We start from the raw sequence: 25899 nt of genomic DNA on the forward strand, positions 1-25899 counted from the left end.
TTCGGCGGGACGCTCCACCGCGATTCAGATGGGACGGTGCGATTCAGGTGGGACGGTGCTGGGCGGGCTCAACAATCGCCGGAGAAGGCCCGGTGACCGAGTTGCGCGGGTGACCCCTGCCCGTCAGGGGTCGAGCGTCTGTCGGAAGTCGGGCGTCTGTCAGGAGTCGAGCGAGGTGCGGATGCGTTCGATGAGGTCGTCGAGGCCATCGTCGAATTCGCGGTCGGCGTGGTCCTCGGCGAGCAGATTCTGCAGGCGGCTGACGGTGGCGTAGTCCTCGAGGTTCTCCTCCTCGTCACCTGCCTCGGGGGCAGTCGGGGTGTCGATGCCCATTGCGGACACCTGTAGGAACAGGTCGCCGAGGAGGAAGCTCGTGAAGGCCTTGTAGGCATCCACGGCCGCGGCATCGGAGAATCCGAAGCCCTTGAGCGATGAGAGGAAGTGCTCGACCCAGCGAATGCTCCGGAGCGGCGGACGCAGCCAGGGTGCTTCGGGCGGCTGCGTGATCATCAGCGGGAACATCCGCGGGTGGTTGAGCGCCATGCGGCGGGTGGCGTTGGCCACGCACTGCAGGTACTCCTCCCAGGAGCCGGGCGCGTTCTGCATGAGGTCGTCGTCGAAGAGGGCGTCGATGAGCTCGCTCACCGCGGCGGAGATGAGCTCGTCCCGTCCGGGAACGTGGCGGTACAGTGCCATGGCCTCCACATCCAGTGCTGCACCCAGACGGCGCATGGTCAGTGATCGGACCCCGTACTCGTCGATGTAGGCGACGGCGGCCTGAACGACATCGCTGCGGCTCAGGCGTCGGCGGGCCATGGTCTCTCCTCACTTCGCTGATCTGCGGAGGGCCGCGAGTCTCGTGCGCGGCCCGTCCCAGCGATCCTACACTCAGCCGGATCGTCGGCAGCCGTCCCGGGAAGGAGGCGACCGCTGCGTGGGGAGCACTCCCGGTCGGTCGCCGAGGCGGCCGACCGGGAGTCCGAGTCCGAGGGGATGGACTGTCGATGGGTCTGACTCAGTCGGATCCGCTCAGCGGGCTGCCCGACGCGAGCGACCGGTGATGAGTCCCCACACGATGAGGACGATGATCGAGCCGCCGATCGCGCACAGCCAGGTCGAGATGTCGAAGAACGAATCGACTCCGACGCCGAAGAGCGCGCTGCCGAGCCAGCCGCCGAGGAGGGCGCCGATGACGCCGATGATGAGGGTGCCGATCAGCCCGCCGGCCTGCTTCCCCGGCAGGATGAGCTTGGCGATGGCCCCGGCGATGAGTCCGAGGATGAGATAGGCGAAGAAGCCCATGGGGGTGTCCTTTCGACGGTGATCCTCCGAGCGTCGGAGGAGTGTTTATGGTGTAATCGACACTAACAGCGATAATTCCGCGTGACAATCTCGCAAATCTTCCATCGTGCTGATAGCGTCAATTCTGCTGACACATTGTACGATTACAACATAAACATAGGTCAGTAGGAGGAGCAGGGTCAGTGGTCGGGAGGAACGGCACCAACGATCGGAGAGGACGGTGACTGAGATGTCCGGACGGCATTCCCTTGTGATGGTCTCCCCGTGGCTTCCGGGCCGAAGTGAGTGCGAGGACTTGCCGACCGGCGCGGCGATCACCCCCGCGCTCGCGGCTCTGACCCGCGCCGAGGACGGCATCTGGGTCGGCGGGAGCACGCAGCCGTGCCCGGAGAACCCGGAGCACCAGGAGAACCCGGAGTGCCAGGAGAGCCCCGATCTGCCGGTGCGTCCGGTTCTCCTCGCCGAGTCGGCCGCATGCATCGAGCCCGACGGTCTCGGCCTCACTCGCGGAACGCTCTGGCCGCTTTACCACGATGATCCTTCTTCGCTGAGCTTCTCCCAGCAGTGGTGGACCGCCTACCGTGAGGTCAACACCCGATTCGCCGAGGCGGCCGCCGCTGTCGCAGATACGCAGGCGACCGTATGGATCCACGGTCTCCAACTCCAGCTCGTACCGAAGCTGCTGAGACAGCTGCTGCCCGATCTGACCATCGGCTTCTCGCTGCATGTGCCCTTTCCCGGCCTTCCGACCTTCTCCCAGCTCCCGTGGCGCGAGGAGATGCTCGGCGGGCTGTTGGCCGCCGATGTCCTCGGATTCCACCGTCAGAGCGATCGGATGAACTTCGCCGACGTCGCCGCAGCGCTCGCTCCTGTCGCGGATCTGCAGGCCTCCTCGCTGCCGTCGCTGAGATCGGCCCCGACGTCGATCGATGCGGCGACCACCGCTGCGGTCGCGGACGCCGTGGCCGACCGCGGTGACCATCTGCGTCTGCGCAGCCACCTCGGCGATCCCGGTGTTCTCCTGCTCTCCGTCGATCGGCTCGATCCCACCTGCGGCGTCATGCACCGTCTCCACGCGATCAGCTCTCTGTTCGAAGACGGCAGGCTCGACCCGGGGACGGTCGGCTTCCTCCAGGTCGTCATCCCGCCGCGGACCCCCGACGCGGTCGGGGAGCGGCTGCGTGAGGACATCGAGCGGTACATCGGCCATATCAACGGGCGCTTCGCCGGACTGGGCCGACCGGTCGTGATGTACCAGCACCGCGACGTTCCTGATGAGAAGCTCATCGGGCTCTGCCTCGCCGCAGATGTCTACCTCTCCACGCCCCTGCGGGAGGGGATGGGGCTGGGCGCCGAGACGTACGTGACTGCGCGGCGCGGACGCGGGGGAGCGGTGGTGGTCTCGGAGTTCGATGGGGTCGCCGATGTGCTCGACGGCGCCGTCGTCGTCAACCCGCACGACACTCCCGGCCTGGCTGACGCGATCATGACGGCGATGACGCTCGATCCTCACGACGCCGCACTCCGTATCGATGCCATGGCCGAAGCGGTAGCCTCGGATGAGAGTCAGAGATGGGCGGAGACGTTCCTTGAGACCCTGCGGGGAACAGTTCTGCGCGGAGCAGGCTCGTGTGGAGCAGACCTGCGAGGACGTTCGTGATGCCCAGTCGCCGAGCAGAGGAGACCGTCGTGTCCACCGCGTCCGCTGGGTCCACCGGGTCCGCCGAGGAGCCCTCCGAAGGAATCGTGCACCGGGTGGCCGGCTACGTCCGCCGTCCCGAATCCATCACCGACCTCTTCCAGATCCTCAAGACCGTCCTCGCGGCCACGCTGGCGTGGTGGCTCTCCGGCGCGGTGCTCGATTCGCAGATGCCGTTCCTCGCACCGTGGACGGCCCTGCTGACCGTGCATGCGACGGTCTACCGGTCGCTGTCGCGGGGCATCCAGTCGACGGTGGCATCGACGATCGGCGTCGGCGTCTCCTTCCTCATCGGGCACTTCCTCGGGGTGAGTCTGTGGACGTTCGCGCTCGCGCTCTTCGTCGGCATGGTCGGATCGCGGGTGGGTTGGCTGCGCGACGAGGGGGTGGCGATCGCGACGACGGCGATCTTCATCCTCGGCTCCGGGTTCGACTCGCAGCAGCCTCTGCTGCTCGACCGGATCCTCGAGATCGCCCTCGGCGTCGGCATCGGTCTCGCCGTCAACCTCATCGTCATCCCGCCCGTGCGCGACCAGCAGGCGGCGCGGTACATCGACAGCATCAACGAGCAGATGGGCGAGGTGCTCATCGACATGTCCAGGGAATTCAGCCGGTCGTGGGAGACCGACCAGGCCGAGGACTGGTTCGAACGCACCGAGGAGATGAGCCGGGAGATCGACTCCGCATGGGGTTCGGTCCGCTTCGCGCGGGAGAGCCGACGCGGCAACCCCCGCATCACCGTTCCCCGACCCACGAAGCGGCATCAGGTCGAGGCGGATCAGGCGTCGAGGGAGAGCTACGAGAACATTCTGCAGCGCGTCGACGAAGGCATCTCGCACCTGCGCAACCTCGCCCGCACGCTGCGTGAGGCCTCCTACGCCGAGGGTGCCTGGGACACCCGGTTCCGCGAAGAGTGGTCGGCGATCGTCGCCGACGCCGGTCGGTCGATCGCCGATCCCGACGCCGAGGTCGAACCTGTCTTCGACCGCCTCGAGTCGCTGGCGAGGGAGCTGTCATCCGATGGGAACCTGCCGGCCACCTCCTGGCCGCTCTACGGTTCGCTCATCACCAGCCTGCGCCATATCGTCATCATCGTCGACGATGTCGCATCGGCACGGGAAGCCCGGGAAGAGAACTGAGGACCACACAGCCAGAACTCGCCAGGTGACGGCCAGAGTTCACCAGGCGATGCCGCCGAGCCACAGTCCCGACCCCGCCGCCGCGGTCGCGACGATGAGGGTGCCGAGGCCGTTGACGAGGCTGATCGCCCACTTGCGCTCCTGAAGCAGGCGCACCGTTTCGACGCTGGCCGTCGAGAACGTCGTGTACCCGCCGAGGAAACCCGTGCCGATGACGAGATGCCACGACTCAGGCAGCAGCGCCTGCGCGGCCAGGCCCGTGAGGAATCCGAGGACGAGCGACCCGGAGACGTTGATGACGATCGTGCCCCACAGGGTCGGCCCGGTGGTGCGGGACTTGATGAGCCCATCGAGGATCATCCGCAGCCCCGCTCCGAGGCCGCCGGCCACGGCGATCGCCGAGAACAGGAGAACACTCATCGCGGACCCCTGTTCGTGGCAGCGTCGGCGGTGTCGCCAATGTCGGCGAGATCGGGATCCAAGGGCACCTCGCTCGCACCCGGGCCACCGCGTCTGAGGGTTCCGAGTGCGATCCCGGCCCAGGTGGCGAGCCCGCCGATGAGGACGGTAGCCAGACCGTAGCCGATTCCGAGCCCGGCACGGCCATCGCCGAGGAGGCTCGCGGCATCCGTGGCCAGTGCACTGTAGGTGGTGAATCCGCCCATGAATCCGGTGCCGACGAGGATGCGCAGCGTCCTGCGCACGCCGACGTCGGGTCCGCGGCGGGCCAGTGATTCGAGGAGGAGTCCGAGGAGGAACGCGCCGAGGATGTTGATGCCGAAGATCGCGACGGGGATCCCGTCGATCTCGGGCACGGCGAGGCTGATGCCCTCACGCGCGGCGGTCCCGACCGTGCCGCCGAGGACGGCGAGACCGAGGTACGAGGCGCGCAGGTGAACCGGGCGGCTCATGCCCGCTCCGCCTCCGCGAGTCGATCGAGCTCCCACGTGGGGCCACCGGCGAGCACCCGAGTCGACCATGCGACGTTCCTGCCCTCAAGAGTGCGGGAGATGTCGGCGAGGATGTCGGCATCGAGGTCGGCGTCGAAGCGTTCGGCGAAGGTCGCGGCTGTCTCGAGCACCTCGGCGGGCTGATCGGGCACGAGGCCGACGACGAAGCGGGTGCGCGTGTCCGGTCGTGTCTGTTCGCCTGTATCCGGCTGGGGGGTCATCTGTTTCCTACCTTTCGGGCATGCTGGCGCCGGTTGAGGTAGGGACTGTTGTCGGCTCTCCGGGTTCGGAGTGTCTCTCCGGTTCGGAAATCGCAGAAGCCGAGGTTGGGTGCGGCGAGCCCCACCGCCGCGACGCGCACGCGCCGGAATCGACGCACACGAGACCTCTACATTGTGACATATGAGGAGACTGGGCGGAGCTCAGACCTGGGTATGATGCGGCGGGTGAGCCCGGCCCACTAGCATGAGAGCCATGGAGTCCCGCACCTACCCGGCCACCGCCTCGTCGGACAGAGACACGGGAGGTCCCGGTCGATTCGACCGCCTGCGGAGGTACCTCACAGCGCGTCCCTGGATCCTCGACTCGCTCGTCTGGGCACTGCCCGTCACGTTCTTCGGCGTCCTCACTGCAGTCTCCATCGCGCAGACGAACGTCGTGTCCATGGTGCCGCCGTTCGTCCAGATCGCCATCGCCCTGCTTCAGACAGTTCCGCTGGCGCTGCGACGCACCCGCCCCCTGCTCAGCTCGTCGGTCATCGCCTCGGGTTTCCTGCTCGGCGTGATCACGATGACGGGCCCCAACCTCGGCGTCATCGCCGTCCCGCTCACCGTCTTCTCGACGACGGCATGGGGCAGCCGCGTGCACGGACGCATCGTGCTCGGCCTCGGACTGACCGGCTCGGTGCTGCTGGGCGGATGGATCTACCTCGTGCTCCTGCAGTCGACGATCGGCCCCGGATCCAGGCCCCTCGAAGCGGGGTCGTACCTGCTGCTCGGCACGGTGGTGGCGCTGTCTGCGGCGATCGTACTCATCGCCTGGCTGCTCGGCGGAGTCGGTTATCGCCGGCGCCGGGAGCTCGAGAGCATCTGGGAGCGCAATCGCCTGCTCGAACAGGAACGCGAATCGGAGACACGGCTGGCCGCCGACGCCGAACGCATGCGCATCGCCCGCGAGATGCACGACGTCATCGCCCATTCCCTCTCCGTCATCATCGCGCAGGCCGACGGCGGGCGTTTCGCTGCGAAAGCGGATCCTGACAAGGCCGCCGAGGTGCTCGAGACGATCGCCGGGACCGGCAGGGACGCGCTCGCGCAGACCCGATCCCTGCTCGGCTTCCTTCGCTCCGATGAGGACTCCGGTCGGACGGCGGCACCGCTGCCGGCTATTTCGGATCTCGATTCGCTGGTCAGCGATCTGCGTTCGGCGGGGCTCGCGGTCTCACTCGTCGGAGTCGAGACGGTGAAGAACGACCTGCTGCCCGACGGCGCGTCGCTCGCTGTCTACCGCATCGTCCAGGAGGCGTTGACGAACGTGCTCAAGCACGCCGGCAGCGGTGCCCGCGCGCACGTGTCGCTGCAGCTCGACGGCGACGATCTCATCACCCGCATCAGCGATGACGGGGGCGGTGCCGGCGGCGCTGGCAGTGTGAACGGTGTCGGGGGTGCTGGTGCTCAGGGCGGCCGAGGCCACGGCATCGTCGGCATGCGCGAACGTGCCTCACTCTACGGAGGTTCGCTGACGGCCCGCCCGATCCGGTCGACAGGCGTCGGACGTCCGGGCGGCAAGGAGTCGGGGCGGGGCACAGTCGGTCAGGATGACTCCCGTCGGGACGTGCCCGGGTTCGCCTCCGGCAATGTGCCCGGTCACGCCTTCGGATCGACGACGGGATTCCTCGTCGAGGCCCGATTCCCGGTGGCGCGTCGGCTCGGCGCTGCCCCTGCCTCCGTTGGGGAGGGTGCGCGGGCGGACGTCGCCGGACCGAGTGTGCCGGGCGACGTCGCCGAGGCGGGTGCGCCGGAGGCCGATGGTGAGGCGGCCGCGCCGAGCGATGCCTCGGCGGTCGCCCCCAGCAACGCCGAGGCAGAGGGCCGACGATGAGCGAGAACACTGACGCGGCACTGCGCGTCGTCCTCGTCGACGACCAGTCCCTCGTGCGTGCGGGCTTCGCGATGGTCATCGACTCACAGCCGGACCTCAGTGTCGTCGGCCAGGCCGGCGACGGTGCGGCCGGAGTCGAAACCATCCGGACGCAGCAGCCCGACATCGTGCTCATGGACGTGCGGATGCCGCGCGTCGACGGGATCGACGCCACCGAACAGATCCTCGCGCTCGCCGACTCCGGGCAGATCCGGACCCCGAAGATCATCGTGCTCACGACCTTCGACGATGACGATTACGCCCTGCGAGCGCTGCGCGCCGGAGCCTCCGGATTCCTCCTCAAGGACACCCTGCCCGAGGTTCTCCTCGACTCGATCCGCACCGTCGTCGACGGGGGAGCGGTCATCGCCCCCACCACGACCAGACGCCTGCTCGACAATCAGCTGCTGCCCCACCTCGGCGGCGGTGATCCTGCTGCGATGGAGGCAGCCGGACATGGACGCGCAGGTGGACACGGGTCGGCGGACGGCGGGCACGGACCGGTGGATCCGGGCGGGCACGGACCGTCGGCAGGCGAACACCGGGCGGGCCCGGCGTCGACGCCGCTGCTCGATGACGCGGATGCCCGCCGGCTCGCATCGCTGACTCCGCGCGAGCGGGAAGTGCTCGTGCTCATCGCCACCGGTCTGTCGAACACAGAGATCGGCGAGCGGCTCTTTCTCGCGCAGCCGACGGTGAAGACCCACGTCGGCCGCATCCTCATGAAGCTCGAGGTCCGGGACCGTGTCCAGGCCGTCGTCCTCGCCTACGAAGCCGGACTCGTCGGCCCCGGACAGTGAACCCGGCGGGGTCCTCGCGCGCGTGTCATCCCCAGGTATGACACTCCATCGCCGAGGCGGCCGCTGAGTTCCTCGAAGACCATCCTCCGGTCCGATGCGCCCAGGTGGGGGCGGCGACGAGAGTGGAGGCATGAACACAACACCGACGAATCACGACCCCCGACAGTCCCCATCCGCGATCCAGGCGATCGGCCTGCGCAAGACCTACGGCGAAGGCGACGCGATGGTCCGACCACTCGACAACCTCAGCCTCGACATCGAAACCGGTCGCTTCACCGCGATCATGGGACCCTCAGGATCCGGGAAGTCGACGCTGCTCAACATGCTCGCCGGACTCGATACCCCCGATTCCGGTGAGGTCTTCATCGGCGAGACCCCGCTGTCGAAGCTGAGCGACCGCCGCCTCACCGCGATCCGCCGCGACCGCATCGGCTTCGTCTTCCAGTCCTTCAACCTCGTGCCGGCGATGAACGCCGAGGAGAACATCCTCCTGCCCTCGCAGCTGACCGGGGCGAAACCGGACCGGCAGATGTTCCGCCGCATCGTCGACCTCCTCGGCCTCGGTGAGCGTCTCAAGCACCGACCGCACGAACTCTCCGGCGGCCAGCAGCAGCGCGTCGCCGTCGCCCGGGCGCTGGTGGCCCGGCCCGATGTCATCGTCGCCGACGAACCCACCGGCAACCTCGACTCGAACGCCGGAGAGGAGGTGCTCGGCATCCTGCGGGCCTCGGTCGACGAACTCGGCCAGACCGTCGTCATGGTCACCCACGACCCGCGCGCCGCCGCACGCGCCGATCGCGTCGTCCTGCTCGCCGACGGCCGTCTCGCCGGGGAACTCACCTCGCCCGACCCTGATTCCGTGGCCGCTGCCCTGATGAACGTGACGAACGCACAGGCACGCGGCACCGTCCCGGCAGGCTCCACTGCTGCCGGCACCCCCTCGGCGGGATCCGCTCCGCTGTCGGGAGGTGCCCGATGATCCGCATCGCCTGGTCCAATCTGCGCGGCGCCTCAGGAAGGCTCGGGGCCGCGGTCATCGCGATCGCCGTCTCGGTCGCCTTCATCGTCGCCTCCCTCCTCTTCTCCCAGGCCTTCGGCGATACCCTGCGCAACCAGGTGCAGGCCGAATGGGCCGGCGCCGATGTCGCAGTCACCGCGGCCGACTCCGCTGATGAGGGAGCCACGGTCGACGCTGGGGCAGAGTCCTCTCCGCTGACCGAATCGCTCGCGTCGACCATCTCCGACGCCGAGGGTGTGAGGAGCGCCCAGCTCACCGAATCCGCCTTCGTCTCGGTCACCTCGTCAGGCACCTCGGTGTCGGGGACGGCGACGAACGTCCCCGACGGCCAACAGGACCTCCTCGAGGGATCGGCCCCCGCCGACGATGACGACGTCATGCTCAGGGAAGCCGACGCGAAGACTCTCGGGGTCGGCGTCGGCGACACGCTCACCCTCGGAACCTTCGACGGTTCGGGCCGCAGTTCGGACGACGGCCCGACGCTCACGGTCTCCGGAATCATGCCCGGCTCCTCGTCGACCGGTATCGACCTCTACCTCACCGACGCGGGGCTGAAGTCGGCGCCGGGCGAACTCGTCCCGGACTCGATCCGAGTCGTCGCGGACGAGGGAACCGACCGGGACACACTCGCCGAGTCGGTCACGAGCGCCGTCTCCGAGGCCGGGGTCGGTGACGCCGCGACGGTGCAGACCGTCGACGAGGTCGTCGAGGACCAGCTCGAATCGCTCTCCGATTCCACCGATATGCTCTCGACGATCGGCATCGCCTTCGGTCTGCTCGCGGCAGGAGTCGCCGCGCTCGTCATCTCGAACACCTTCAATGTGCTCGTCGCCTCTCGTACCCGCGTGCTCGCCCTCTTCCGCGCCGTCGGCGCCTCACGGTCGCAAGTGCGCGGGGCTGCGATCGTCGAGAGTCTCAGCCTCGGCATCATCGGATCCGTGCTCGGCCTCGGCCTCGGATACCTCCTCGGATGGGGACTCTCGGCAGCCGCGCGAGCGTTCTGGATGCCCGAATTCGGCGAGGTGGCCGTGACCCCCGCGGCCCTCATCGTCGGTCCGGCCGTCGGCATCCTCGTCACCGTCGCCGCGGGACTCATCCCGGCGATCCGGTCCTCACGGGTCTCACCCATCGAGGCTCTGCGCCCCGTGGATGTGCCTGCCGCAGCTCCGCGCATCCGCTGGGTGCGCCTGAGCCTGGCGATCGTCGTCGGCGCGATCGGAATCGGAGTCTGCCTGGCCGGTGCCACCTCCCAGTCCGTGGTGCTCGGCATCCTCGGCTGCTTCGCCCTCTTCGTGGCGCTGCTGCTCGGCACGCGGGTGTTCGTGCCGCCGCTCGTGGCACTGCTCGCCCGGATCCTCGCGCTCGTCACCCGGCGCTCGCCGAGCGTGCAGCTGGCCGGGCGATCGGCGAGCACAGCGGGCGGACGAACCGCCTCGACGACGGGAGCTCTGCTCATCGGCATCACGCTGGTCACCGCGGTCGTCGTCGGTTCGGCGAGCCTGCAGCGCACACTCGAACTCGCGACCGCGAAGGACACGCCCGTCGACCTCGTGGTCTCGGAGGCCGGTGCGGGATCTGGTGCTGGGTCGGGTGCCAGCTCTGGGATCGGGAAGAAGGCCGAATCCGTGCTCGATGACTCTCCGATCGTCGAGGACCGGGTGAACGTTCCTGCCGCCTCCGCCTCGGTGGAGGTCGACGGACACACAAGCTCCGATGATCTTGCGATCACCAGCACCGAGGCGGCCGCCGATACCGATGTCGTCCGCAGCGACGGATACGACGTCGACCAGGGCACGGTGATGCTCGACCCGACGTCGGTGGGCATCGATGATTCCGCGGACGATATCGACGGCGGATCCGCGACGATCAGCATCGGCGGGAAGGAGACCGTGCTCAAGGTCGTCACCTCGTACGACGTCCCCGCGGGGACGGCCCTGGTGAGCGGGGAGGACGCCGAACACATCGATGCTGCCGCCGGGGACGACCTCGGCGAGCAGACCTGGGCGAAGATCTCCGACGATGCGTCGACGTCTCAGGTCGAGGCGCTGGGTTCCGAACTCGACGCCGTCGGGGTGAAGGCCGACGCGGGACCGGCACAGAATCGCGCGGAGTTCGCGTCGATGTTCCAGGTGGCGCTGGCCGTGGTGCTCGGACTGCTCGCCGCCGCCGTGGTCATTGCGGTGATCGGGGTGAGCAATACGCTCACGCTCTCGGTCATCGACCGACGCCGGGAGGGCGCGCTGCTGCGTGCACTCGGGTTCACCCGGCGGGCGATGTCACGGATGATCACCATCGAATCGCTGCTGATGACGGTCATCGCCCTCGTCGTCGGGGCCGGCGTCGGGACGTTCTTCGGCTGGGTCGGGACCGCCTCGATCACCCCGGCGGGCTCGGACCCGGTGCTGTCCGTGCCGCCGGGCCAGGTCGGACTGATTGCGGTGGCCGCGATCCTCGCTGCGGTCCTCGCCTCGGCGATCCCAGCCCGCTCGATGTCGCGCATCGCTCCGGCCAAGGGCATGAGCATGGAGTGAGCCGACGGCCCCGGCACGCGCCGCGGTTCCGACCTGGTCGGGGCCGCGGTGCGTCCGTGCATGAGCGGGGCGGGCCGCCTCGGCGAAGGTCGGGGACTCAGCCGCGCTGGCGATCGAGCGCCCGACGCAGACGCTGCAGGCCCTCGTCGATGCGGTCGGGGGTGTTCGAGGCGAAGCACAGGCGCAGGGCATTCGAGAAGTGCCCGGCCGGGGAGAACGCGGGGCCCGGAATATAGGCGACACCCTCCTCCAAGGCGGTGGGCATGAGCGCTTCGGTGTTGATCGATTCGTCCTCGAAGGTCACCCACAGGAAGAACCCGCCGTCGGGATCGGTGGCCCTGACCTCGCCGGGGAAGTGGCGCTGGAGGCCGTCGGCCATGGTGATCTTGCGCTCCCGGTAGGTCTCGCGCAAGGTCGCCACGTGTGTCTCCGCACCGCCCTCGGACAGCCAGCGGGCGATGAGGTGCTGGTTGGGCACGGGTGCGCAGGTGTCCATCGTCTGCTTCGCATTGACGGCGAGGTCGCGGACGGCGGGGTCGACGTCGATCCAGCCGACCCGCAGTCCCGGGGCGACGAATTTCGAGAAGGTGTGGACGCCGAAGATGAGGGGATCGTTCGGGCTGAGATCGCTCAGCGCGGGAATCGACTCGCCCTCGAAGCGGAGCATGCCGTAAGGATTGTCCTCGATGATGACCGAACCGTGCCGGTGGGCGAAGGCCAGCAGACGTTCGCGGCGGGGCAGGGACATCGTCACCCCGGCCGGATTCTGGAACGTCGGCACCGTATAGATGACCTTCGGCGCCCGACCGGTGCGGGCGGTGTGCTCGTCGAGTGCCTCGACCTGCATGCCGTCCTCGTCGACGGGGATCTCGAGGATCTCCGCCTCGTAGCTCATGGCCGTGGCCGAACCGTTGGTGTAGGTGGGGGACTCGCACGCGACGAGGTCGCCGGGGCTGACGAAGAGCTTGAACCCGAGGTCGAGGCCCTGCATGCCGCCCGAGGTGATGAGGAGGCGATCGAGGTTGCCCTGCTGTTCGGTCGGGATCTGCTCGGTGGAGGCGAGATATTCGTGGAGGGCCTCGAGGAGGACCGGTTCGCCCTTCGTCTCCCCATAGGTGAAGTTCGCCGGCGAGAAGACGTCGCCGGCGATTCGCGCGAAGTCATCGGCCGGCAGCATGTCCGGAGCGGGAGCGCCCATCCCGAACTTGACGATGTCGTGATCGTAGGCGGCCAGCAGCGTGGTGGAGGCGTCGATGACGGATCCGACGAGCTTGTCGCGGCGGCTGGCGTAGGGCAGGGCCGGGTTCTGCGAAGAATTCGTGGCCAGGTTCACTGAGGTGGTGGACATGAGCGACCTCCTTTGAGCGGTGATGCCCTGAAGTCGACTGCTCCGGCGACGTTCAGAAGGCTCCTGCCCGAACGACGGATTACGTGGTGACCTCAGCATAGGGCCGGGTGACCTGCCGAACAAGGAAGTCGATCGCGGGAGTGTGCGGGCGAGTCGGCGATGAGGTCTGTCGACTCTCGCCGAGGTGGCTCTAGGCTGGGTACATGACCGACACCGGACTCGGCGCCACCAGACCCTCCGATGTGCGCGACAGCGACCTCGGAGCACAGTTCTCGGCGTTCATCGACGGACATCGACGCCATCTGCTCGGAAGCGTGGAGGGTCTGACCGAGGAGGAGGCCCGACGCTCCCTCGTGCCGAGCCGGACGACGCTTTTGTCCCTGCTCAAGCACGCAGTGTTCGTCGAGACCGTGTGGTTCGGCGAGACGGTGACGGGACGGAGCCGGATCGACTACGGACTGCCGCAGGACTCCCGGGATTCGTTCCTGCTCGACTCCTCTGACACGATCGCCTCGGTGAGCGCCGACTACCGGGCGGCGGTCGAGCGCTCGCATGCCGCGGTGGAGGGGATGCCGCTCGATACCGTGCTCACGGGACACAGGTCCGGGCCGCTGCCTCTGCGATGGGTGCTCCTCCACGTGCTGCGCGAGCTCGCCCAGCACTGCGGGCATGCGGACATCCTCCGTGAACAGATCTTCGCCGCACGGAACCCGGCCGCGCGCTGACGGCGGGTGACGGCTCGCCGACGGCGGGTGGGTGCGGACGGAAGCGCCGCCTCGGCGAGGGAATGCTCCCATTGACGGTCACGTCAGTGTGACCCAGTAGACTTAGCGAGTAATGACATCCCCTTTCACTTCGAGGTGAAGTACTCTCATGCCAGCAATCGTTGTCGTCGGCGCTCAGTGGGGCGACGAAGGTAAAGGTAAGACCACCGACATCCTCGGCACCAGCGTCGACTATGTGGTCAAGCCCAACGGCGGGAACAATGCCGGTCACACAGTCGTCGTCGGGGGAGAGAAGTACGAACTCAAGCTGCTGCCGGCGGGAATCCTCTCACCGAACGTCACCCCGGTCATCGGCAACGGCGTCGTCGTCAACCTCGAGGCACTCTTCGAGGAGATCGACGCACTCGAATCCCGCGGCGCCGACACCTCGAAGCTACGGATCTCGGCCAACGCCCACCTCGTCGCGCCCTACCACCAGACGTTGGACAAGGTGACCGAACGGTTCCTCGGCAAGCGCGCCATCGGCACCACCGGCCGCGGCATCGGCCCGGCGTACATGGACAAGATCGGGCGTCTGGGAATCCGCGTGCAGGACATCTTCGACGAGTCCATCCTGCGGCAGAAGATCGAGGGATCTCTGCGGCAGAAGAACGAACTGTTAGTCAAGGTCTACAACCGCAGGGCCGTGTCCGTCGAAGAGATCGTCGAGTACTTCGAACCCTTCATCGAGCGGCTGCGCCCCTACGTCGCCGAGACCGAACTCATGCTCAACCAGGCGCTCGACCGCGGAGAGGTCATCGTCATGGAGGGCGGCCAGGCGACGATGCTCGACGTCGACCACGGCACCTACCCGTTCGTCACCTCATCGAACCCGACTGCAGGCGGTTCCTGCGTGGGCACGGGCATCGGACCGACGCGGATCAATCGCGTCGTCGGCATCGTCAAGGCCTACACCACGCGGGTGGGGGCTGGGCCCTTCCCGACCGAGCTCTTCGACGAGATGGGCGAATACCTGCAGAAGGCCGGCGGGGAGTTCGGCGTGAACACCGGCCGCCCGCGCCGCTGCGGTTGGTACGACGCGGTCATCGCCCGCTATGCGGCTCGGACGAACGGCTTCACCGACTATGTGCTGACTAAGCTCGACGTGCTCACCGGCATCGACCGGATCCCCGTGTGCGTCGCCTACGATGTCGACGGACAGCGTCAGGACGAGATGCCGGTGTCTCAGACCGAATTCCACCACGCGAAACCGATCTACGAGTACTTCGACGGGTGGACCGAGGACATCACCACGGCCCGGACCTTCGATGATCTGCCGGAGAATGCGCAGAAGTACGTGCTCGCGCTCGAGGAGCTCTCGGGCTGCCGGATGTCGGTCATCGGCGTCGGCCCCGACCGCGAACAGTCGATCGTGCGCCACGACTTGCTGGACTGAAGGGGATAGGGGCCGCCCGGCTGGTTTCATCAAAGGGCGACCGCAGTGTCGAGGGCAGACTCACCGGAGTCGCCTCTCGATGCTGCGGTCGCCCTTTCAGCGCGAATGGGGTGCCGAGGTATTGTGACCTAAGATATATTGGTGATATATTTCACGCACCGAGCTCAACGCAGCCGTGCAATGGAGGTCATGATGACTGTTACACCCGAGCCTCAACCGAGATTCGTCGAGAAGCGATCCATCGACTACATCCCGCCGTCCGAACGACATGGACGCCCGATCTCTCTGCTCTTCGTGTGGTTCGCCGCGAACAGCTCCATCACCGCTCTCGTCACGGGTGCGCTCATGACGATCCTCGGGAACTCCGCCCTGTGGTCGATTCCGGCGATCCTGCTCGGCAACATCCTCGGCGGGTACATCACTGCTCTGCATTCGGCGCAGGGACCGCAGCTCGGGGTGCCGCAGATGATCCAGAGCCGGGCCCAGTTCGGCTTCTACGGCGCGATCCTGCCACTGGTCCTCGCGCTCTTCATCTACGTCGGGTTCTATGCCACGGGGCTCGTCCTCGGTGGTCAGGCGCTCGGGCTGCTGTTCCACGTCTCGCCGCAGTTCGGGGCGATCCTCTTCGCGGTCTTCTGCGCACTCTCGGCGATCGTCGGCTACCGCTGGATCCACCGGTTCTCGCATCTGCCGGCATTCCTCAGCGCCATCGTCTTCGTCTGGCTCATCGTCGTCATGGTCACCGGCGACATGGGAGAGACCATCACGGCGAGCAACGGATTCGCGATGGCGCCGTTCGTCCTCGGTGTCTCGCTCTCGGCTTCGTGGCAGCTGACCTTCGGCCCCTACATCGCCGACTACAGCCGCTACCTGCCCGAGACGACCTCGCAGAACGCCACCGTCGGCTGGACGTTCCTCGGCAGCGTCCTCGGTGCTAGCCTCGCGATGACCGTCGGCGCCTTCGCCGCGTTCCTCGGCGGTGACGCATTCAGCGGCAGCGAGGTCGGCTACATCACCGACCTCGCCGGGAAGATCGGCGTCATCGTCCTTCTTGCCGTCATCCTCGGCAAGCTCGCCGGAAACACGCTCAGCGCCTACGGCGGGTTCATGTCGATCACGACGATCGTCTCCGCCTTCACCAAGCAGAACCATCTGAAGTCGTACACGCGCACGCTGTTCATCCTCGGCGTGACTGCTGTGGCCCTTGCCATCGCCCTGGCCGCTTCGGAGAACTTCCTCACCGTGTTCCAGAACTTCCTGCTCTTCCTCCTGTATTTCATGACACCGTGGTCGGCGGTCAACCTCGTCGACTTCTATCTGGTGCGCAATAAGAAGTACGACATCAAGGGCCTGTTCGATCCGAACGGGATCTATGGGAAGTTCAACTGGATCGCCTACGTCGCCTACCTTGCCGGCGTCATCGTCCAGATTCCGTTCATGAACAGCGCGATCTACGTCGGACCGATCGCCTACCTGCTCAACGGTGCGGAGATCGCCTGGATTCTCGGTGTCGTCGTCTCCGCGGTCCTCTACTACCTCATGACCGGGAACCTGCGTCGTCGGGTGAAGGCGGCCGCAGTCTGAGCGTCGCCCCTGTCCCGGCCTCCGGTGCCGGCACCACCGCTTCCACTTCGAACCCCAACAAAGGAAAGTCCAGATGAAATACGATCCCTCGTCGAAGAACCGCCCCCTCGAACACTCGCCGTTCAAGGCGCTGACGGTGCCGCGTCCCATCGGCTGGCTCTCGAGCGTGAGCGCTGATGGGGTCGAGAACATCGCTCCGTACAGTCAATGGCAGAACCTCACGTTCGATCCGCCGATGGTGATGTTCGCGGCCAACCAGTACCCCGACGGCCGTCGCAAGGACACCGTGCTCAACGCCGAGGAGACCGGCTGGTTCGTGTGGAACATGGCCACGTGGGATCTGCGGGAGCAGGTCAACATCAGTGCCCAGGTGATGGATGCGCACGAATCCGAGTTCGATCAGATGGACGTCACTCGTCGCTCGGCTGACCTGTCTGCGACTCCGATGATCGCCGAGAGCCCGTTCCAGTACGAGTGCAAGTACATCTCCACCCACCGTCTGCCCGGCAACTCGAAGGTCGGGTCGATCGACATCGTCTACGCCTCGGTCGAGCGCATCCACCTCAACGATGACTATGTCACCGAGGACGGCAAGATCGACATCCTCAAAGCCAAGCCGATCGCGCGCATGGGCTACTTCGACTACACCGTCGTCACCGAGACGTTCGAGATGCGTGTGCCGGGTGCCGATGGGGACGCGCAGGCGGGGCTGTCGGGGAATCCGACCTGAGGCAGTCGCGTTCGCCTCGTGAGTGAGGCCTGGAGCTGGGCGTGGAGCCTGGCTCCGGGCCTCACTGCGTTGAGGGTCGGCTTGAGTCGAATTCCCGCCGGTGTCAGGAATCGATGCTGGCGGGACTCTGCCGGTGTCAGGAATCCCGGGCGGACCGGGTGGCGAAATCGACGAGGTAGTCGTTGAGTTCGTAGGCGGCCGCCTCGGCGGACTCAGGGTCGCGGTCTGCCGCTCCGCGCAGCATCCGCGCATGGCAGGCAGAACTCGTCGCGATCTCCGGAGCGGGGTCGGCGATGTTTGAGACCCAATAGCGCCGCGAGAGGTTCTGCAGCGGCAACATGGACTCGATGAGGTAAGGGTTCTTCGTCGCATCGGCGAGCAGCTGGTGGGTCTCGCGGATGGTCTCGGCATAGGTTGCGAGGTCGGCGTCGAGGTGATCGAGCCGTTCGGCCATGGCCCGCATCTGGCTCCGCTGCTCCTCGGTGGCGCGCTTGGCCGCCAGGCGGACGGCGACGACGTCGAGCTCGCGTCGCACCTCGAGGATGCGCAGTTCGGTCTCGAAGTCAAGGATGGGGATGTAGATGCCCTTGCGCGGACGGATCGTGACCATGTGTTCGTGCGAGAGCCGCTGCAGGGCCTCACGGATCGGCGTCCGACCCAGGCCGACCTTCTCAATGATCTGGTTCTCCGTGACGTAGGACCCGGCCTCGAGTCTGCCGTGGATGATCATGTCCTCGATGGCACCATAGGCCTGTTCGGAGAGAGTCAATGCGGGGGAACCGTTCGTTGAAGTGCAGGGGCAGTTGAGGCGATTTTACTGTACTTCGGCCGCCGAGGCGGGTCTACACTGACGACATGTCCGCGGTGCGATCCGATGACCTCGTTCGTGCCCCGCATCCGCGTCTGCGGCCCTTCGTCGGCGATTACGTCGGCTACGACATCGCAGGCGTCCCTGCGGGGACGCACCTCGGTCTGCCCTCGGGTGCGCTGACGTTCATCGTCGCGATCGACGAACCCCTGTGCCAGGTCGATCCACGGACGGGGGAGCGTGAGAGCTACGACGTGCTCCTCGCCGGCCTCCACCTGCGTTCGACGCTCATTCGGCACAGCGGCACGATGGCAGGCATCCAGATCAACTTCGGCCCGTTCGCCCCGCGAGCACTCTTCGGCACCCCGGCCGCTGACTTCGCCCATCGCACCTATGACCTCGACGTGGTTTCCCGGCCTCTCGCGGCCGAGCTCCATGACAGGGTCAATGCGGCGCAGAGCTGGCCGAGCCGGTTCGACGCCATCGATGATGTGCTCATCCGGTGCCTTGACGACCGGCGGAATCCCCGCGCCGAGGTGGTCGAAGCGTGGAGACAGATCGCCTCCGACCGGGGCGGGCTTCCCGTCTCTCTCATCGCCGATCGGATCGGGTGGAGCCGGCGTCACCTCGCCTCTCAGTTCCGGTCTGAGCTCGGGATCGGTCCGAAAGACGCCTCCCGAGTGCTGCGCTTCGACCGCGCCCGCCGGCTGATCGCCGCGGGCAGGGTCCCGTTGGCCGAAATCGCTGCGACCTGCGGCTACGCCGACCAATCGCATCTCAACCGGGACTTCAGAGCGCTGACCGGAACGAACCCGCAGGGATGGCTGCGCGGAGACGATGTGGCGCGACTGTCCGCGGTCGATGACTCCGCGTCCGATGACGGTGCCACGCGCGCAACTCCCGTGTGAGCGGAACTCGGGAGCCGCCTCGGCGAGTTCCCATTTCTCCAATACATCGGGCACTCACTTCGTCGACGATGGTGGAAGCGGCCGGGCAGACCGGCCCGGCCGCACAGACAGAGAGAAAGGAACCGCCATGTCGGAGACCAACCAGGGAGCCAATGTCTGGCCCACCTTCCGTTACCGCGATGCCAAGGCGGCGATCGCCTTCCTGCAGGAAGCGCTCGGCTTCGAGGTCATCGCCGAATACACGAATCCTGACGATCCGAACCGTGTCGAGCATGCCGAGCTGCGGTGGCCGGCCGGTGGCGGAGTGATGCTCGGTTCCGCCCGCGACGAAGGGGTGATGACGAAGACCGGCGTCGCCTCCGGGTCGGTCTATCTGGCTGCGGACAACGTCCGCGAACTGCACGCCCGGGCGCTCGGTGCCGGCGCCACGGAGGTCATGGGACTGACCGAACAGGACTACGGATCTCTCGACTTCGCCATCCAGGACCCCGAAGGCGTGCTGTGGTCGGTGGGCACCTACCGTGGGTCAGGCGCAGAGTGAGCATCGAGACAACTTGAAGGACTGGGCGGAGTCAGCTGCCGACTGTCTCGGTGCTGAAACGGTCACGTCCACCAGGCAATATCAACGGCCGTGCATCTGTCGCGAGGTCTAGTGTGTCAATTGGGACGGCATTCCCTGCCCCGATTGACACGAGAGGAGATCACTCGATGAAAGCGATCGTGTTCGACAACTTCAAGACCTTCCCCACCCTCAAGGACATCGACATACCGACACCCGGACCCGGTGAAGTATTGCTCAAGGTCGCCGGTGCCGGCGCCTGCCACTCCGATGTCGCCGTTTACAACGAGTTCGAGAAGGACAGCCCCGGTGTTGTGCCGCCGCCGTTTGTCCTCGGTCATGAGAACTCAGGATGGATCGAAGAACTCGGGCCCGGTGTCTCCGGATTCACCAAGGGCGATGCCTACCTCGTCTATGGGCCGATCGGCTGTGGTCGCTGCCGCGCGTGCTCGCGCGGCCAGGACACCTATTGTGAGAACGCCGCCACAAACCCTTACCTCGGTATCGGACTCGGTCGAGACGGGGGCATGGCCGAATACGTCACCGTCCCCGCCCGCAACCTCGTGCCGCTCTACGATGCCGACCCGGTAGCTGCGGCGCCACTCTCCGACGCTGGCCTGACCCCTTACCATGCAATCAAGAACTCGCTGCCGAACCTTGCCGACGGTGGGCGCTTCGCTCTCGTGATCGGACTGGGCGGACTCGGCCAGATCGCAGTGCAGATCCTCTCTGCGCTGACTGGAGCAACGATCATCGCCACCGACATGAAACCCGACGCCATGGCGAAGGCTGAAGCCACCGGCGCAATCACCGTCGGCGGCGGTGATGACCAGGTCGCTCGAATTCGAGAGATCACCGGCGGCCGAGGCGTCGACGCGGCCTTCGACTTTGTCGGCGCTTCGGCGACAGTCGCTGTTGCTGCGCAGTCGCTGGCGCGCATGGGCAGATGCACGATCGTCGGTATCGGCGGCGGCACGTACGAATGGTCGTTCTTCACGAATCCCTACGAAGCGACGCTGACGAACACCTACTGGGGCACGATCGAAGACCTCCACGAGGTCGTCGACATGTACCGAGCCGGACAGATCGTCCCTGAGGTCGAGCGTTTCAGCCTCGACAACGGGCTTGAAGCCTACCGCAAGCTCCAAGCGGGCGAACTCTCCGGCCGTGCCGTCGTCGTCCCGCACGGAAGCTGACCCTCACTCCACCCGCGCGCTCACCCCGTCCGCCCACCGGTAGGGCCGGGTCGCGAGCAGTGCCCCGATCGAGCGGCGCAGACGCGACACCTCGGCGCGGACGGTGACCACATGGTCACAGTCACCGTAGAGATGCCGGCTCAGCTCAGCGGCACTGATGCCGGTCGCCCCCGCCGAGGTGACCGCCGCCAGAATCTGCGCACGCCGCGGCGTGAGCGGAACGACGAACGGATCCGCTCCTGAATCGATGTCGAGCACGGGCGGATCCGCCGCGGTCCGCAGGTTCACCGAGGCGCGACGTTCGCCGGTGGGCCGCAGCAGCCAACCGCCGGTGATCCGTTCGGGCAGGCACAGGCCCGCGCCGGGGATGAGGATTGATCGATCCGGTGCGGGCGCTTCGATGCGGTCCCGGCTGCGCACTCCCTGCTGATACGCCACCCAGCCCTCATCGTCGACGACCAGCGCCGGACCGGGTGAGCCTGCGAGCATCGCCGACATCCGGTCGCGCAGACTGTTCAACTGCTCCTGCTGGGCGATCATCAGCCGCGCCTCGGCAAGGCGAACCGCCGTCGTCACCAGCGACTGCACCGCCGGATGAAGAGTCATGGCCGGCCCGCTGATGTCGACGATTCCCAAGAGTGCCCCGGTGTGCGGGTCGTGCACGGGCACCGCGCTGCAGTACCAGGGGTGCTGGGTCGATTCGAAGTGCTCGGCGGAGAAGAGTTGGACGTCGGTCTCCTCGGCCAGAGCCGTGCCGATGGCATTCGTGCCGACGACGGACTCCGACCAGTGCGCTCCCTCGACGAAGCCGAGGCTATCGGCCTGATGCCTGGCCGAGACGGCCCCGTCCCGCCACAGAATGACCCCGTCGGCATCCGTGACGACGAGGATGAACGGTGCGGCGTCCGGGGCGCGAAGCAGCACCGAGCGCATCTCCTCGACCACGAGCCGCAGCCGCGACCGCTGCCGACGCGATTCGACCTCTGCTTCGTCGTCGACGACCCGACGATTGGCGCCGGCCGGGTCGAGGCCCAAACGCAGCATTCGGTCCCACGAGCGCTTGACGAGCGCGCGCGGTTGCACCGGCGGCGAGGCCCCGGTGATCACAGCATCGTGAATGCGTGTCAGATCCCTGGCGAGATGCGCCAGATCCGGCTGAAGCATGCCTTGAGTATAGGTGCGGCCGGTCCGCCTGGCCATGGGGTGCGCTTCCTCGGCGCGGGGGAGCCGAACCACGACAGGAGTGCGGTCGTCGAACCACGCGTCCGCCGTGCAACTCGATGCAACTCTTTCGGTCCCTATGTCTGCGGCTTAGCGTGGACTCACTGAACTCAACGAGGAGGAATGAGAGATGACCACGACGATCGAACGCCCGCAGCAGACGGCCGATGACATCGCCACGAAGTGGCTGGAGGACTTCGAATCCGCTCTGGCCAACCGTGACATCCCCGCCGCGGCCGGCCTGTTCGCCACCACCAGCTACTGGAGGGACCTCGTGTCCTTCACCTGGAACCTCAAGACGGTGGAGAATCCCGACGGCGTCACCGATCTGCTCTCGCGCAACCTCGACCGCGTCTCACCGTCCGAATTCGAACTCTCCGAACCGGCGGCCACCGACAACGGAGTCACCGAAGCCTGGTTCACATTCGCCACCTCGGTGGGGCGAGGCAAGGGACTCGTCCGCCTCATCGACGAGGATGGCACCAAAGCCTGGACTCTGCTCACTTCCCTGCAGGAGCTGACCGGGCACGAAGAGCCGCGCGGCCCCCGGAGGATCAAAGGAGCCGAGCACGGCGTGGACCCTGACCGCAAGAGCTGGTCGGAAAAGCTCGCCGAGGAGGACGCCGCCTGGGGTCACACCGCCGACCCGTACATCCTCGTCGTCGGCGGGGGACAGGGGGGAATCGCACTCGGCGCTCGCCTCCGGCAGCTCGGGGTCTCCTCCCTCGTCATCGACCGCTGGGATCGGCCCGGCGACCAATGGCGCTCACGGTACAAGTCCCTGTGCCTGCACGATCCGGTCTGGTACGACCACCTGCCGTATATGAAGTTCCCGGACAACTGGCCGGTGTTCGCGCCGAAGGACAAGATCGCGGACTGGCTCGAGTCCTACACGAAGGTGATGGAGATTCCGTATTGGTCGGCCACGAAAGCCACCTCGGCGAGCTATGACGAAGAGGCCGGCCGGTGGACGGTCGAGATCGACCGCGGCGGGGAGAAGCTCACGCTGCACCCGACGCATCTGGTGATGGCGACGGGGATGTCGGGCAAACCGAACATTCCCACGTTCCCCGGCGCCGACGTCTTCAAGGGCGAGCAGCAGCACTCTTCTCAGCACCCGGGACCGGATGCCTATGCGGGCAAGAAGGTCGTCGTCATCGGCAGCAACAACTCGGCCTTCGACATCTGCGGAGCGCTGTACGAACACGGAGCCGACGTCACGATGGTGCAGCGGTCGAGCACGCACATCGTCAAGAGCGATTCGCTCGTGGACATCGCGATGGGCGACCTCTACTCAGAACGTGCGTTGGAGAACGGAGTGACGACGGAGAAGGCCGATCTCATCTTCGCGTCGCTGCCGTACCGAATCATGCACGAATTCCAGATCCCGCTCTACGACCAGATCCGGGAACGCGATAAGGACTTCTACGAGCGGATGGAGAAGGCGGGCTTCGACCTCGACTTCGGAGATGACGATTCGGGCCTGTTTCTCAAATACCTGCGCCGAGGTTCGGGCTACTATATCGATGTCGGCTCGGCCGAGCTCGTCGCCGACGGCAGGGTCAAGCTCGTCAAGGGGCAGGTCGACCACCTCACCGAGGATGCTGTGGCGCTCGACGACGGAACCGAACTGCCCGCCGACCTCGTCGTCTACGCCACCGGCTACGGTTCGATGAATGGATGGGTCGCCGACCTCGTCGACCAGGAGACCGCGGACAAGGTCGGCAAATGCTGGGGCCTCGGCTCGGAGACGACGAAGGACCCGGGTCCGTGGGAGGGCGAGCAGCGCAACATGTGGAAGCCCACGCAACAGGAGAACCTGTGGTTCATGGGCGGCAACCTCCACCAGGCCAGGCACTACTCGCTCTACCTCGCTCTGCAGCTCAAAGCGCGTTATGAGGGGATCGACACTCCCGTCTACGGCCTGCAGGAGGTTCACCACCTGAGCTGAACTCGAGGTGGGCGGGTTGATTCCGGCGAGTTCCGGACGATCCGTGCGGGATGCCAGCGCCTATTCCCGCACGCATCGTCCGGAACTCGCTGTGTTTGGCGGTCTGATGCGCTCGAGCAGGGTACATCTAAGGCTTGTGCGGATCGGGCAGCCCCAGATAGTGGCGGATCTTCGTCTCGAGCTGACGATAGTTCACGGTGCTCGTCACATGTAGGACGGTCCATCCCTCGGCGCGCAGTCCCTCATCACGGTTGAGATCGCTCACACGCTGCCGCTTGGATTGGAAGTGGTGGGCACCTTCGTACTCCAAAGCGAGCTTGGCGTCCGGGTAGCCGAGGTCCGGTTCGACCACACGCCCAATAATGTGGCAATGAACCTTCGGGTGAACCACAGGTTCTGGGAGGCCAACTTCGACGGCCCACAGTCGAAGGTCAGTCTCCGGTGGAGAGTCGACCGATTCGCGGACGCGGTCGAGGGCATCGACGAGCCGTCGTCGACCGCGGACGAACGGTCGATTGAGCACACAGCTGCGCAGCTCGTCGAGTCCGATCTGGGGCGGGCCGTGCCAGTTGCCGACGGCCGCATCGCCGAGTTTGACTAGATCGCGGTGAAGTAGGTCGCCGCCGAAGCCGATGAAGACATCTTCGGGGGAGATGATCGGTAGGCCGAACCATTGCCTGACCGACATCGACGCCGTGCGGTGGAGGGTGGCCTGGGCGAGTCGGATTCGGAAGTTCGGATTCGCGGTAGCGAGGTGGAGTTGTGGGGTGAGCCAATTCGACGGCAGCGGCCATCCATAGAGTCGAGCAGCCATCGCATGACAGGCCGCGATGCCCGGATAGAGGAGGAGTGCTGCTCGGAGTCTTTGTGCATCGAAGAGCCAATCCGCATCGGCCCAGATCGGAGTCGGGCGTCGGTCGAATCTCTCCTTGTCCATGCGCACGCCAGGGAGCACCTTCTCGTAGCGTGCGGAGTTGTAGACGCTGTGTCTGGTGATTCCTCGTGCGCCATGATCTCGGGTACGAAACACTTGCGCGAAGTCATGCATCTGCCAGCGGGCACCATTGGACATAGGCATCAGCATCGTTCATTCGGCGGGAGAACTGAACGGTGAGATTTGACCCTGTGGATGAAGTTTCGCTATCCACAGGCTGTCGCGCTTGAGTCGATAGGAAATCGCCAACCGAGTTCAGGACGATGAGTGCGGGATTCGGCGCAGGTTTCCCGCACGGATCGTCCGGAACTCAACCCTCGGGAAGTGTGAGAGCCCGACGAAGGGGATCTCTACTCACAGTCCCAGGCGCGTGAGAATCCGCTTCACATGCTCAAGCGCCTCGTCCTGCGAGAGCCCGAAGTTCTGATTGAAGTACATGCCGTCGCCGATGAGTTGGATCGTCATCGCCAGATCCGCATCGCCGAGGTGGTCGTTGAGCGTGTTGAACCAGGCCTCACGTGTGCGCCGCAGCGTCGCCTTCGCATCCTCGTTCTCCAAGGCCAGGCATCCGGCGGCGATGAGGCTGCGGTCGAGGGGAGTGCCGACCTCCGCCGAGGTTTCGAGATAGTAGTAGTGGAGACGATCGCCGGCGGCTTTCATCTCCTCGACATCCTCTGCGACGAGGCGGTCGAGCCTCTCGAGGCTGCCCTTGATGAGTTCCGCCTTCGACCCGAAGTGATAGAGCAGTCCGCCCTTGGAGACTCCCGCCTTCGCGGCCACCGCGTCGAGCGTCGTTCCCGACGTGCCGTGGTCGTCGAGGAGGGTGTCGAAAGCGTCGAGCAGCTTCTCACGGGTCTCGGTCGGATTGCGTGCCATGCTCACGAGCCTAGTCGATATGCGAACACGGGATCCTCGGTGCGTC

24 protein-coding genes are annotated in these 25899 nt (G+C 66.4%); 14 read left to right on the top strand and 10 right to left on the bottom strand.

The genetic code is table 11. The features are described 5' to 3' along the window. Positions 1-159: 159 nt before the first annotated feature. Complete coding sequence (locus GUY23_RS03495; protein WP_166969780.1) at positions 160-816, bottom strand: TetR/AcrR family transcriptional regulator; 657 nt, start codon at positions 814-816, stop codon at positions 160-162. A 213-nt stretch (positions 817-1029) separates the two neighbouring features. Continuing rightward, positions 1030-1302: a GlsB/YeaQ/YmgE family stress response membrane protein gene (locus GUY23_RS03500; RefSeq protein ID WP_166969782.1), complete on the bottom strand. Its 273-nt coding sequence runs from the start codon at positions 1300-1302 to the stop codon at positions 1030-1032. Positions 1303-1597: 295 nt separating this feature from the next. On the opposite strand from GUY23_RS03500, the gene GUY23_RS03505 reads away from it, so the two are divergent. Beyond that, positions 1598-2962 carry an alpha,alpha-trehalose-phosphate synthase (UDP-forming) gene (locus GUY23_RS03505; protein WP_166969784.1) on the top strand — a complete coding sequence of 455 codons (1365 nt, stop codon included), beginning with the start codon at positions 1598-1600 and terminating at the stop codon, positions 2960-2962. Then, positions 2962-4140: an aromatic acid exporter family protein gene (locus GUY23_RS03510; RefSeq protein ID WP_166969786.1), complete on the top strand. Its 1179-nt coding sequence runs from the start codon at positions 2962-2964 to the stop codon at positions 4138-4140. Before GUY23_RS03505 ends, GUY23_RS03510 begins: the two co-directional genes overlap by 1 nt. A gap of 39 nt (positions 4141-4179) precedes the next feature. On the opposite strand, the gene crcB is transcribed toward GUY23_RS03510, so the two are convergent. From crcB to GUY23_RS03525, 3 genes are read right to left on the bottom strand one after another with little or no spacing between them, the layout of a single operon-like run. Further along, complete coding sequence (gene crcB / locus GUY23_RS03515) at positions 4180-4560, bottom strand: fluoride efflux transporter CrcB (RefSeq protein WP_166969788.1); 381 nt, start codon at positions 4558-4560, stop codon at positions 4180-4182. After that, positions 4557-5051, bottom strand: coding sequence for a fluoride efflux transporter FluC (locus GUY23_RS03520; protein ID WP_166969790.1), 495 nt, complete (start codon positions 5049-5051; stop codon positions 4557-4559). The genes crcB and GUY23_RS03520 overlap by 4 nt, the downstream gene beginning before the upstream one ends. Further along, positions 5048-5311, bottom strand: a complete 264-nt coding sequence (locus GUY23_RS03525; protein ID WP_166969791.1) for a hypothetical protein — start codon at positions 5309-5311, stop codon at positions 5048-5050. Before GUY23_RS03525 ends, GUY23_RS03520 begins: the two co-directional genes overlap by 4 nt. Positions 5312-5564: 253 nt before the next feature. Here GUY23_RS03525 and GUY23_RS03530 point away from each other — a divergent pair, with 253 nt between their 5' ends. From GUY23_RS03530 to GUY23_RS03545, 4 genes are all read left to right on the top strand, one after another. Further along, positions 5565-7190: a sensor histidine kinase gene (locus tag GUY23_RS03530; RefSeq protein WP_166969793.1), complete on the top strand. Its 1626-nt coding sequence runs from the start codon at positions 5565-5567 to the stop codon at positions 7188-7190. After that, positions 7187-8029, top strand: coding sequence for a response regulator transcription factor (locus GUY23_RS03535; RefSeq protein WP_166969795.1), 843 nt, complete (start codon positions 7187-7189; stop codon positions 8027-8029). Before GUY23_RS03530 ends, GUY23_RS03535 begins: the two co-directional genes overlap by 4 nt. 130 nt (positions 8030-8159) lie before the next feature. Beyond that, positions 8160-9008 carry an ABC transporter ATP-binding protein gene (locus tag GUY23_RS03540; protein ID WP_166969797.1) on the top strand — a complete coding sequence of 283 codons (849 nt, stop codon included), beginning with the start codon at positions 8160-8162 and terminating at the stop codon, positions 9006-9008. Beyond that, the gene (locus GUY23_RS03545) at positions 9005-11578 is read left to right on the top strand and encodes an ABC transporter permease (RefSeq protein ID WP_166969799.1); all 2574 of its coding nucleotides are present in this window, start codon (positions 9005-9007) and stop codon (positions 11576-11578) included. The genes GUY23_RS03540 and GUY23_RS03545 overlap by 4 nt, the downstream gene beginning before the upstream one ends. A gap of 97 nt (positions 11579-11675) precedes the next feature. Here GUY23_RS03545 and GUY23_RS03550 read toward each other — a convergent pair whose 3' ends face one another. Next, positions 11676-12926, bottom strand: coding sequence for an aminotransferase-like domain-containing protein (locus tag GUY23_RS03550; protein WP_166969801.1), 1251 nt, complete (start codon positions 12924-12926; stop codon positions 11676-11678). Between the two features lie 203 nt (positions 12927-13129). Between GUY23_RS03550 and GUY23_RS03555 the strand changes: the two genes are divergently transcribed. The 4 genes from GUY23_RS03555 (at position 13130) to GUY23_RS03570 (ending at position 17400) form a co-directional block, all read left to right on the top strand. Further along, a complete protein-coding gene (locus tag GUY23_RS03555; RefSeq protein WP_166969803.1) occupies positions 13130-13651 on the top strand; it encodes a DinB family protein in 522 nt (173 codons plus the stop codon). A 148-nt stretch (positions 13652-13799) separates the two neighbouring features. Beyond that, positions 13800-15086, top strand: coding sequence for an adenylosuccinate synthase (locus GUY23_RS03560; protein ID WP_166969805.1), 1287 nt, complete (start codon positions 13800-13802; stop codon positions 15084-15086). A gap of 189 nt (positions 15087-15275) precedes the next feature. Continuing rightward, positions 15276-16670 carry a purine-cytosine permease family protein gene (locus tag GUY23_RS03565; RefSeq protein WP_228282713.1) on the top strand — a complete coding sequence of 465 codons (1395 nt, stop codon included), beginning with the start codon at positions 15276-15278 and terminating at the stop codon, positions 16668-16670. A gap of 73 nt (positions 16671-16743) precedes the next feature. Further along, entirely contained in the window at positions 16744-17400 is a 657-nt protein-coding gene (locus tag GUY23_RS03570; RefSeq protein ID WP_166969807.1) for a flavin reductase family protein, read from the top strand. A 136-nt stretch (positions 17401-17536) separates the two neighbouring features. Here the strand turns inward: GUY23_RS03570 and GUY23_RS03575 are convergent, their stop codons facing one another. After that, the gene (locus tag GUY23_RS03575) at positions 17537-18169 is read right to left on the bottom strand and encodes a GntR family transcriptional regulator (protein WP_166969809.1); all 633 of its coding nucleotides are present in this window, start codon (positions 18167-18169) and stop codon (positions 17537-17539) included. Positions 18170-18255: 86 nt separating this feature from the next. Here GUY23_RS03575 and GUY23_RS03580 point away from each other — a divergent pair, with 86 nt between their 5' ends. The 3 genes from GUY23_RS03580 (at position 18256) to GUY23_RS03590 (ending at position 20871) form a co-directional block, all read left to right on the top strand. Further along, complete coding sequence (locus tag GUY23_RS03580; protein WP_166969811.1) at positions 18256-19116, top strand: helix-turn-helix transcriptional regulator; 861 nt, start codon at positions 18256-18258, stop codon at positions 19114-19116. Positions 19117-19243: 127 nt separating this feature from the next. Further along, a complete protein-coding gene (locus GUY23_RS03585; protein ID WP_166969813.1) occupies positions 19244-19657 on the top strand; it encodes a VOC family protein in 414 nt (137 codons plus the stop codon). 167 nt (positions 19658-19824) lie between these two features. Further along, positions 19825-20871: an NAD(P)-dependent alcohol dehydrogenase gene (locus tag GUY23_RS03590; protein ID WP_166969815.1), complete on the top strand. Its 1047-nt coding sequence runs from the start codon at positions 19825-19827 to the stop codon at positions 20869-20871. Positions 20872-20874: 3 nt separating this feature from the next. Here the strand turns inward: GUY23_RS03590 and GUY23_RS03595 are convergent, their stop codons facing one another. Further along, positions 20875-22035 (bottom strand): helix-turn-helix domain-containing protein, encoded by a 1161-nt coding sequence (locus GUY23_RS03595; protein ID WP_166969817.1) that lies wholly within the window; start codon positions 22033-22035, stop codon positions 20875-20877. Positions 22036-22222: 187 nt separating this feature from the next. Here GUY23_RS03595 and GUY23_RS03600 point away from each other — a divergent pair, with 187 nt between their 5' ends. Then, positions 22223-24043 (top strand): flavin-containing monooxygenase, encoded by a 1821-nt coding sequence (locus tag GUY23_RS03600; RefSeq protein WP_166969819.1) that lies wholly within the window; start codon positions 22223-22225, stop codon positions 24041-24043. A 127-nt stretch (positions 24044-24170) separates the two neighbouring features. On the opposite strand, the gene GUY23_RS03605 is transcribed toward GUY23_RS03600, so the two are convergent. After that, complete coding sequence (locus tag GUY23_RS03605) at positions 24171-24980, bottom strand: hypothetical protein (RefSeq protein WP_228282715.1); 810 nt, start codon at positions 24978-24980, stop codon at positions 24171-24173. A 351-nt stretch (positions 24981-25331) separates the two neighbouring features. After that, the gene (locus GUY23_RS03610) at positions 25332-25853 is read right to left on the bottom strand and encodes a TetR/AcrR family transcriptional regulator (protein ID WP_166969821.1); all 522 of its coding nucleotides are present in this window, start codon (positions 25851-25853) and stop codon (positions 25332-25334) included. Positions 25854-25899: the final 46 nt, after the last annotated feature.

This window comes from Brevibacterium atlanticum (assembly GCF_011617245.1).
GTDB classification, from domain to species: Bacteria; Actinomycetota; Actinomycetes; order Actinomycetales; family Brevibacteriaceae; genus Brevibacterium; species Brevibacterium atlanticum.

What these genes read in the sequence shown, in the direction of transcription:
- GUY23_RS03525 (WP_166969791.1), bottom strand. Translation starts at nt 5,311, where the DNA reads ATGACCCCCCAGCCGGATACAGGCGAACAGACACGACCGGACACGCGC.
- GUY23_RS03545 (WP_166969799.1), top strand. Translation starts at nt 9,005, where the DNA reads ATGATCCGCATCGCCTGGTCCAATCTGCGCGGCGCCTCAGGAAGGCTC.
- GUY23_RS03585 (WP_166969813.1), top strand. Translation starts at nt 19,244, where the DNA reads ATGTCGGAGACCAACCAGGGAGCCAATGTCTGGCCCACCTTCCGTTAC.
- GUY23_RS03570 (WP_166969807.1), top strand. Translation starts at nt 16,744, where the DNA reads ATGAAATACGATCCCTCGTCGAAGAACCGCCCCCTCGAACACTCGCCG.
- GUY23_RS03605 (WP_228282715.1), bottom strand. Translation starts at nt 24,980, where the DNA reads ATGGACAAGGAGAGATTCGACCGACGCCCGACTCCGATCTGGGCCGAT.
- GUY23_RS03610 (WP_166969821.1), bottom strand. Translation starts at nt 25,853, where the DNA reads ATGGCACGCAATCCGACCGAGACCCGTGAGAAGCTGCTCGACGCTTTC.
- GUY23_RS03500 (WP_166969782.1), bottom strand. Translation starts at nt 1,302, where the DNA reads ATGGGCTTCTTCGCCTATCTCATCCTCGGACTCATCGCCGGGGCCATC.
- GUY23_RS03495 (WP_166969780.1), bottom strand. Translation starts at nt 816, where the DNA reads ATGGCCCGCCGACGCCTGAGCCGCAGCGATGTCGTTCAGGCCGCCGTC.
- GUY23_RS03600 (WP_166969819.1), top strand. Translation starts at nt 22,223, where the DNA reads ATGACCACGACGATCGAACGCCCGCAGCAGACGGCCGATGACATCGCC.
- GUY23_RS03540 (WP_166969797.1), top strand. Translation starts at nt 8,160, where the DNA reads ATGAACACAACACCGACGAATCACGACCCCCGACAGTCCCCATCCGCG.
- GUY23_RS03580 (WP_166969811.1), top strand. Translation starts at nt 18,256, where the DNA reads ATGTCCGCGGTGCGATCCGATGACCTCGTTCGTGCCCCGCATCCGCGT.
- GUY23_RS03590 (WP_166969815.1), top strand. Translation starts at nt 19,825, where the DNA reads ATGAAAGCGATCGTGTTCGACAACTTCAAGACCTTCCCCACCCTCAAG.
- GUY23_RS03550 (WP_166969801.1), bottom strand. Translation starts at nt 12,926, where the DNA reads ATGTCCACCACCTCAGTGAACCTGGCCACGAATTCTTCGCAGAACCCG.
- GUY23_RS03555 (WP_166969803.1), top strand. Translation starts at nt 13,130, where the DNA reads ATGACCGACACCGGACTCGGCGCCACCAGACCCTCCGATGTGCGCGAC.
- GUY23_RS03530 (WP_166969793.1), top strand. Translation starts at nt 5,565, where the DNA reads ATGGAGTCCCGCACCTACCCGGCCACCGCCTCGTCGGACAGAGACACG.
- GUY23_RS03510 (WP_166969786.1), top strand. Translation starts at nt 2,962, where the DNA reads ATGCCCAGTCGCCGAGCAGAGGAGACCGTCGTGTCCACCGCGTCCGCT.
- GUY23_RS03535 (WP_166969795.1), top strand. Translation starts at nt 7,187, where the DNA reads ATGAGCGAGAACACTGACGCGGCACTGCGCGTCGTCCTCGTCGACGAC.
- GUY23_RS03520 (WP_166969790.1), bottom strand. Translation starts at nt 5,051, where the DNA reads ATGAGCCGCCCGGTTCACCTGCGCGCCTCGTACCTCGGTCTCGCCGTC.
- GUY23_RS03560 (WP_166969805.1), top strand. Translation starts at nt 13,800, where the DNA reads ATGCCAGCAATCGTTGTCGTCGGCGCTCAGTGGGGCGACGAAGGTAAA.
- GUY23_RS03565 (WP_228282713.1), top strand. Translation starts at nt 15,276, where the DNA reads ATGATGACTGTTACACCCGAGCCTCAACCGAGATTCGTCGAGAAGCGA.
- GUY23_RS03595 (WP_166969817.1), bottom strand. Translation starts at nt 22,035, where the DNA reads ATGCTTCAGCCGGATCTGGCGCATCTCGCCAGGGATCTGACACGCATT.
- crcB (WP_166969788.1), bottom strand. Translation starts at nt 4,560, where the DNA reads ATGAGTGTTCTCCTGTTCTCGGCGATCGCCGTGGCCGGCGGCCTCGGA.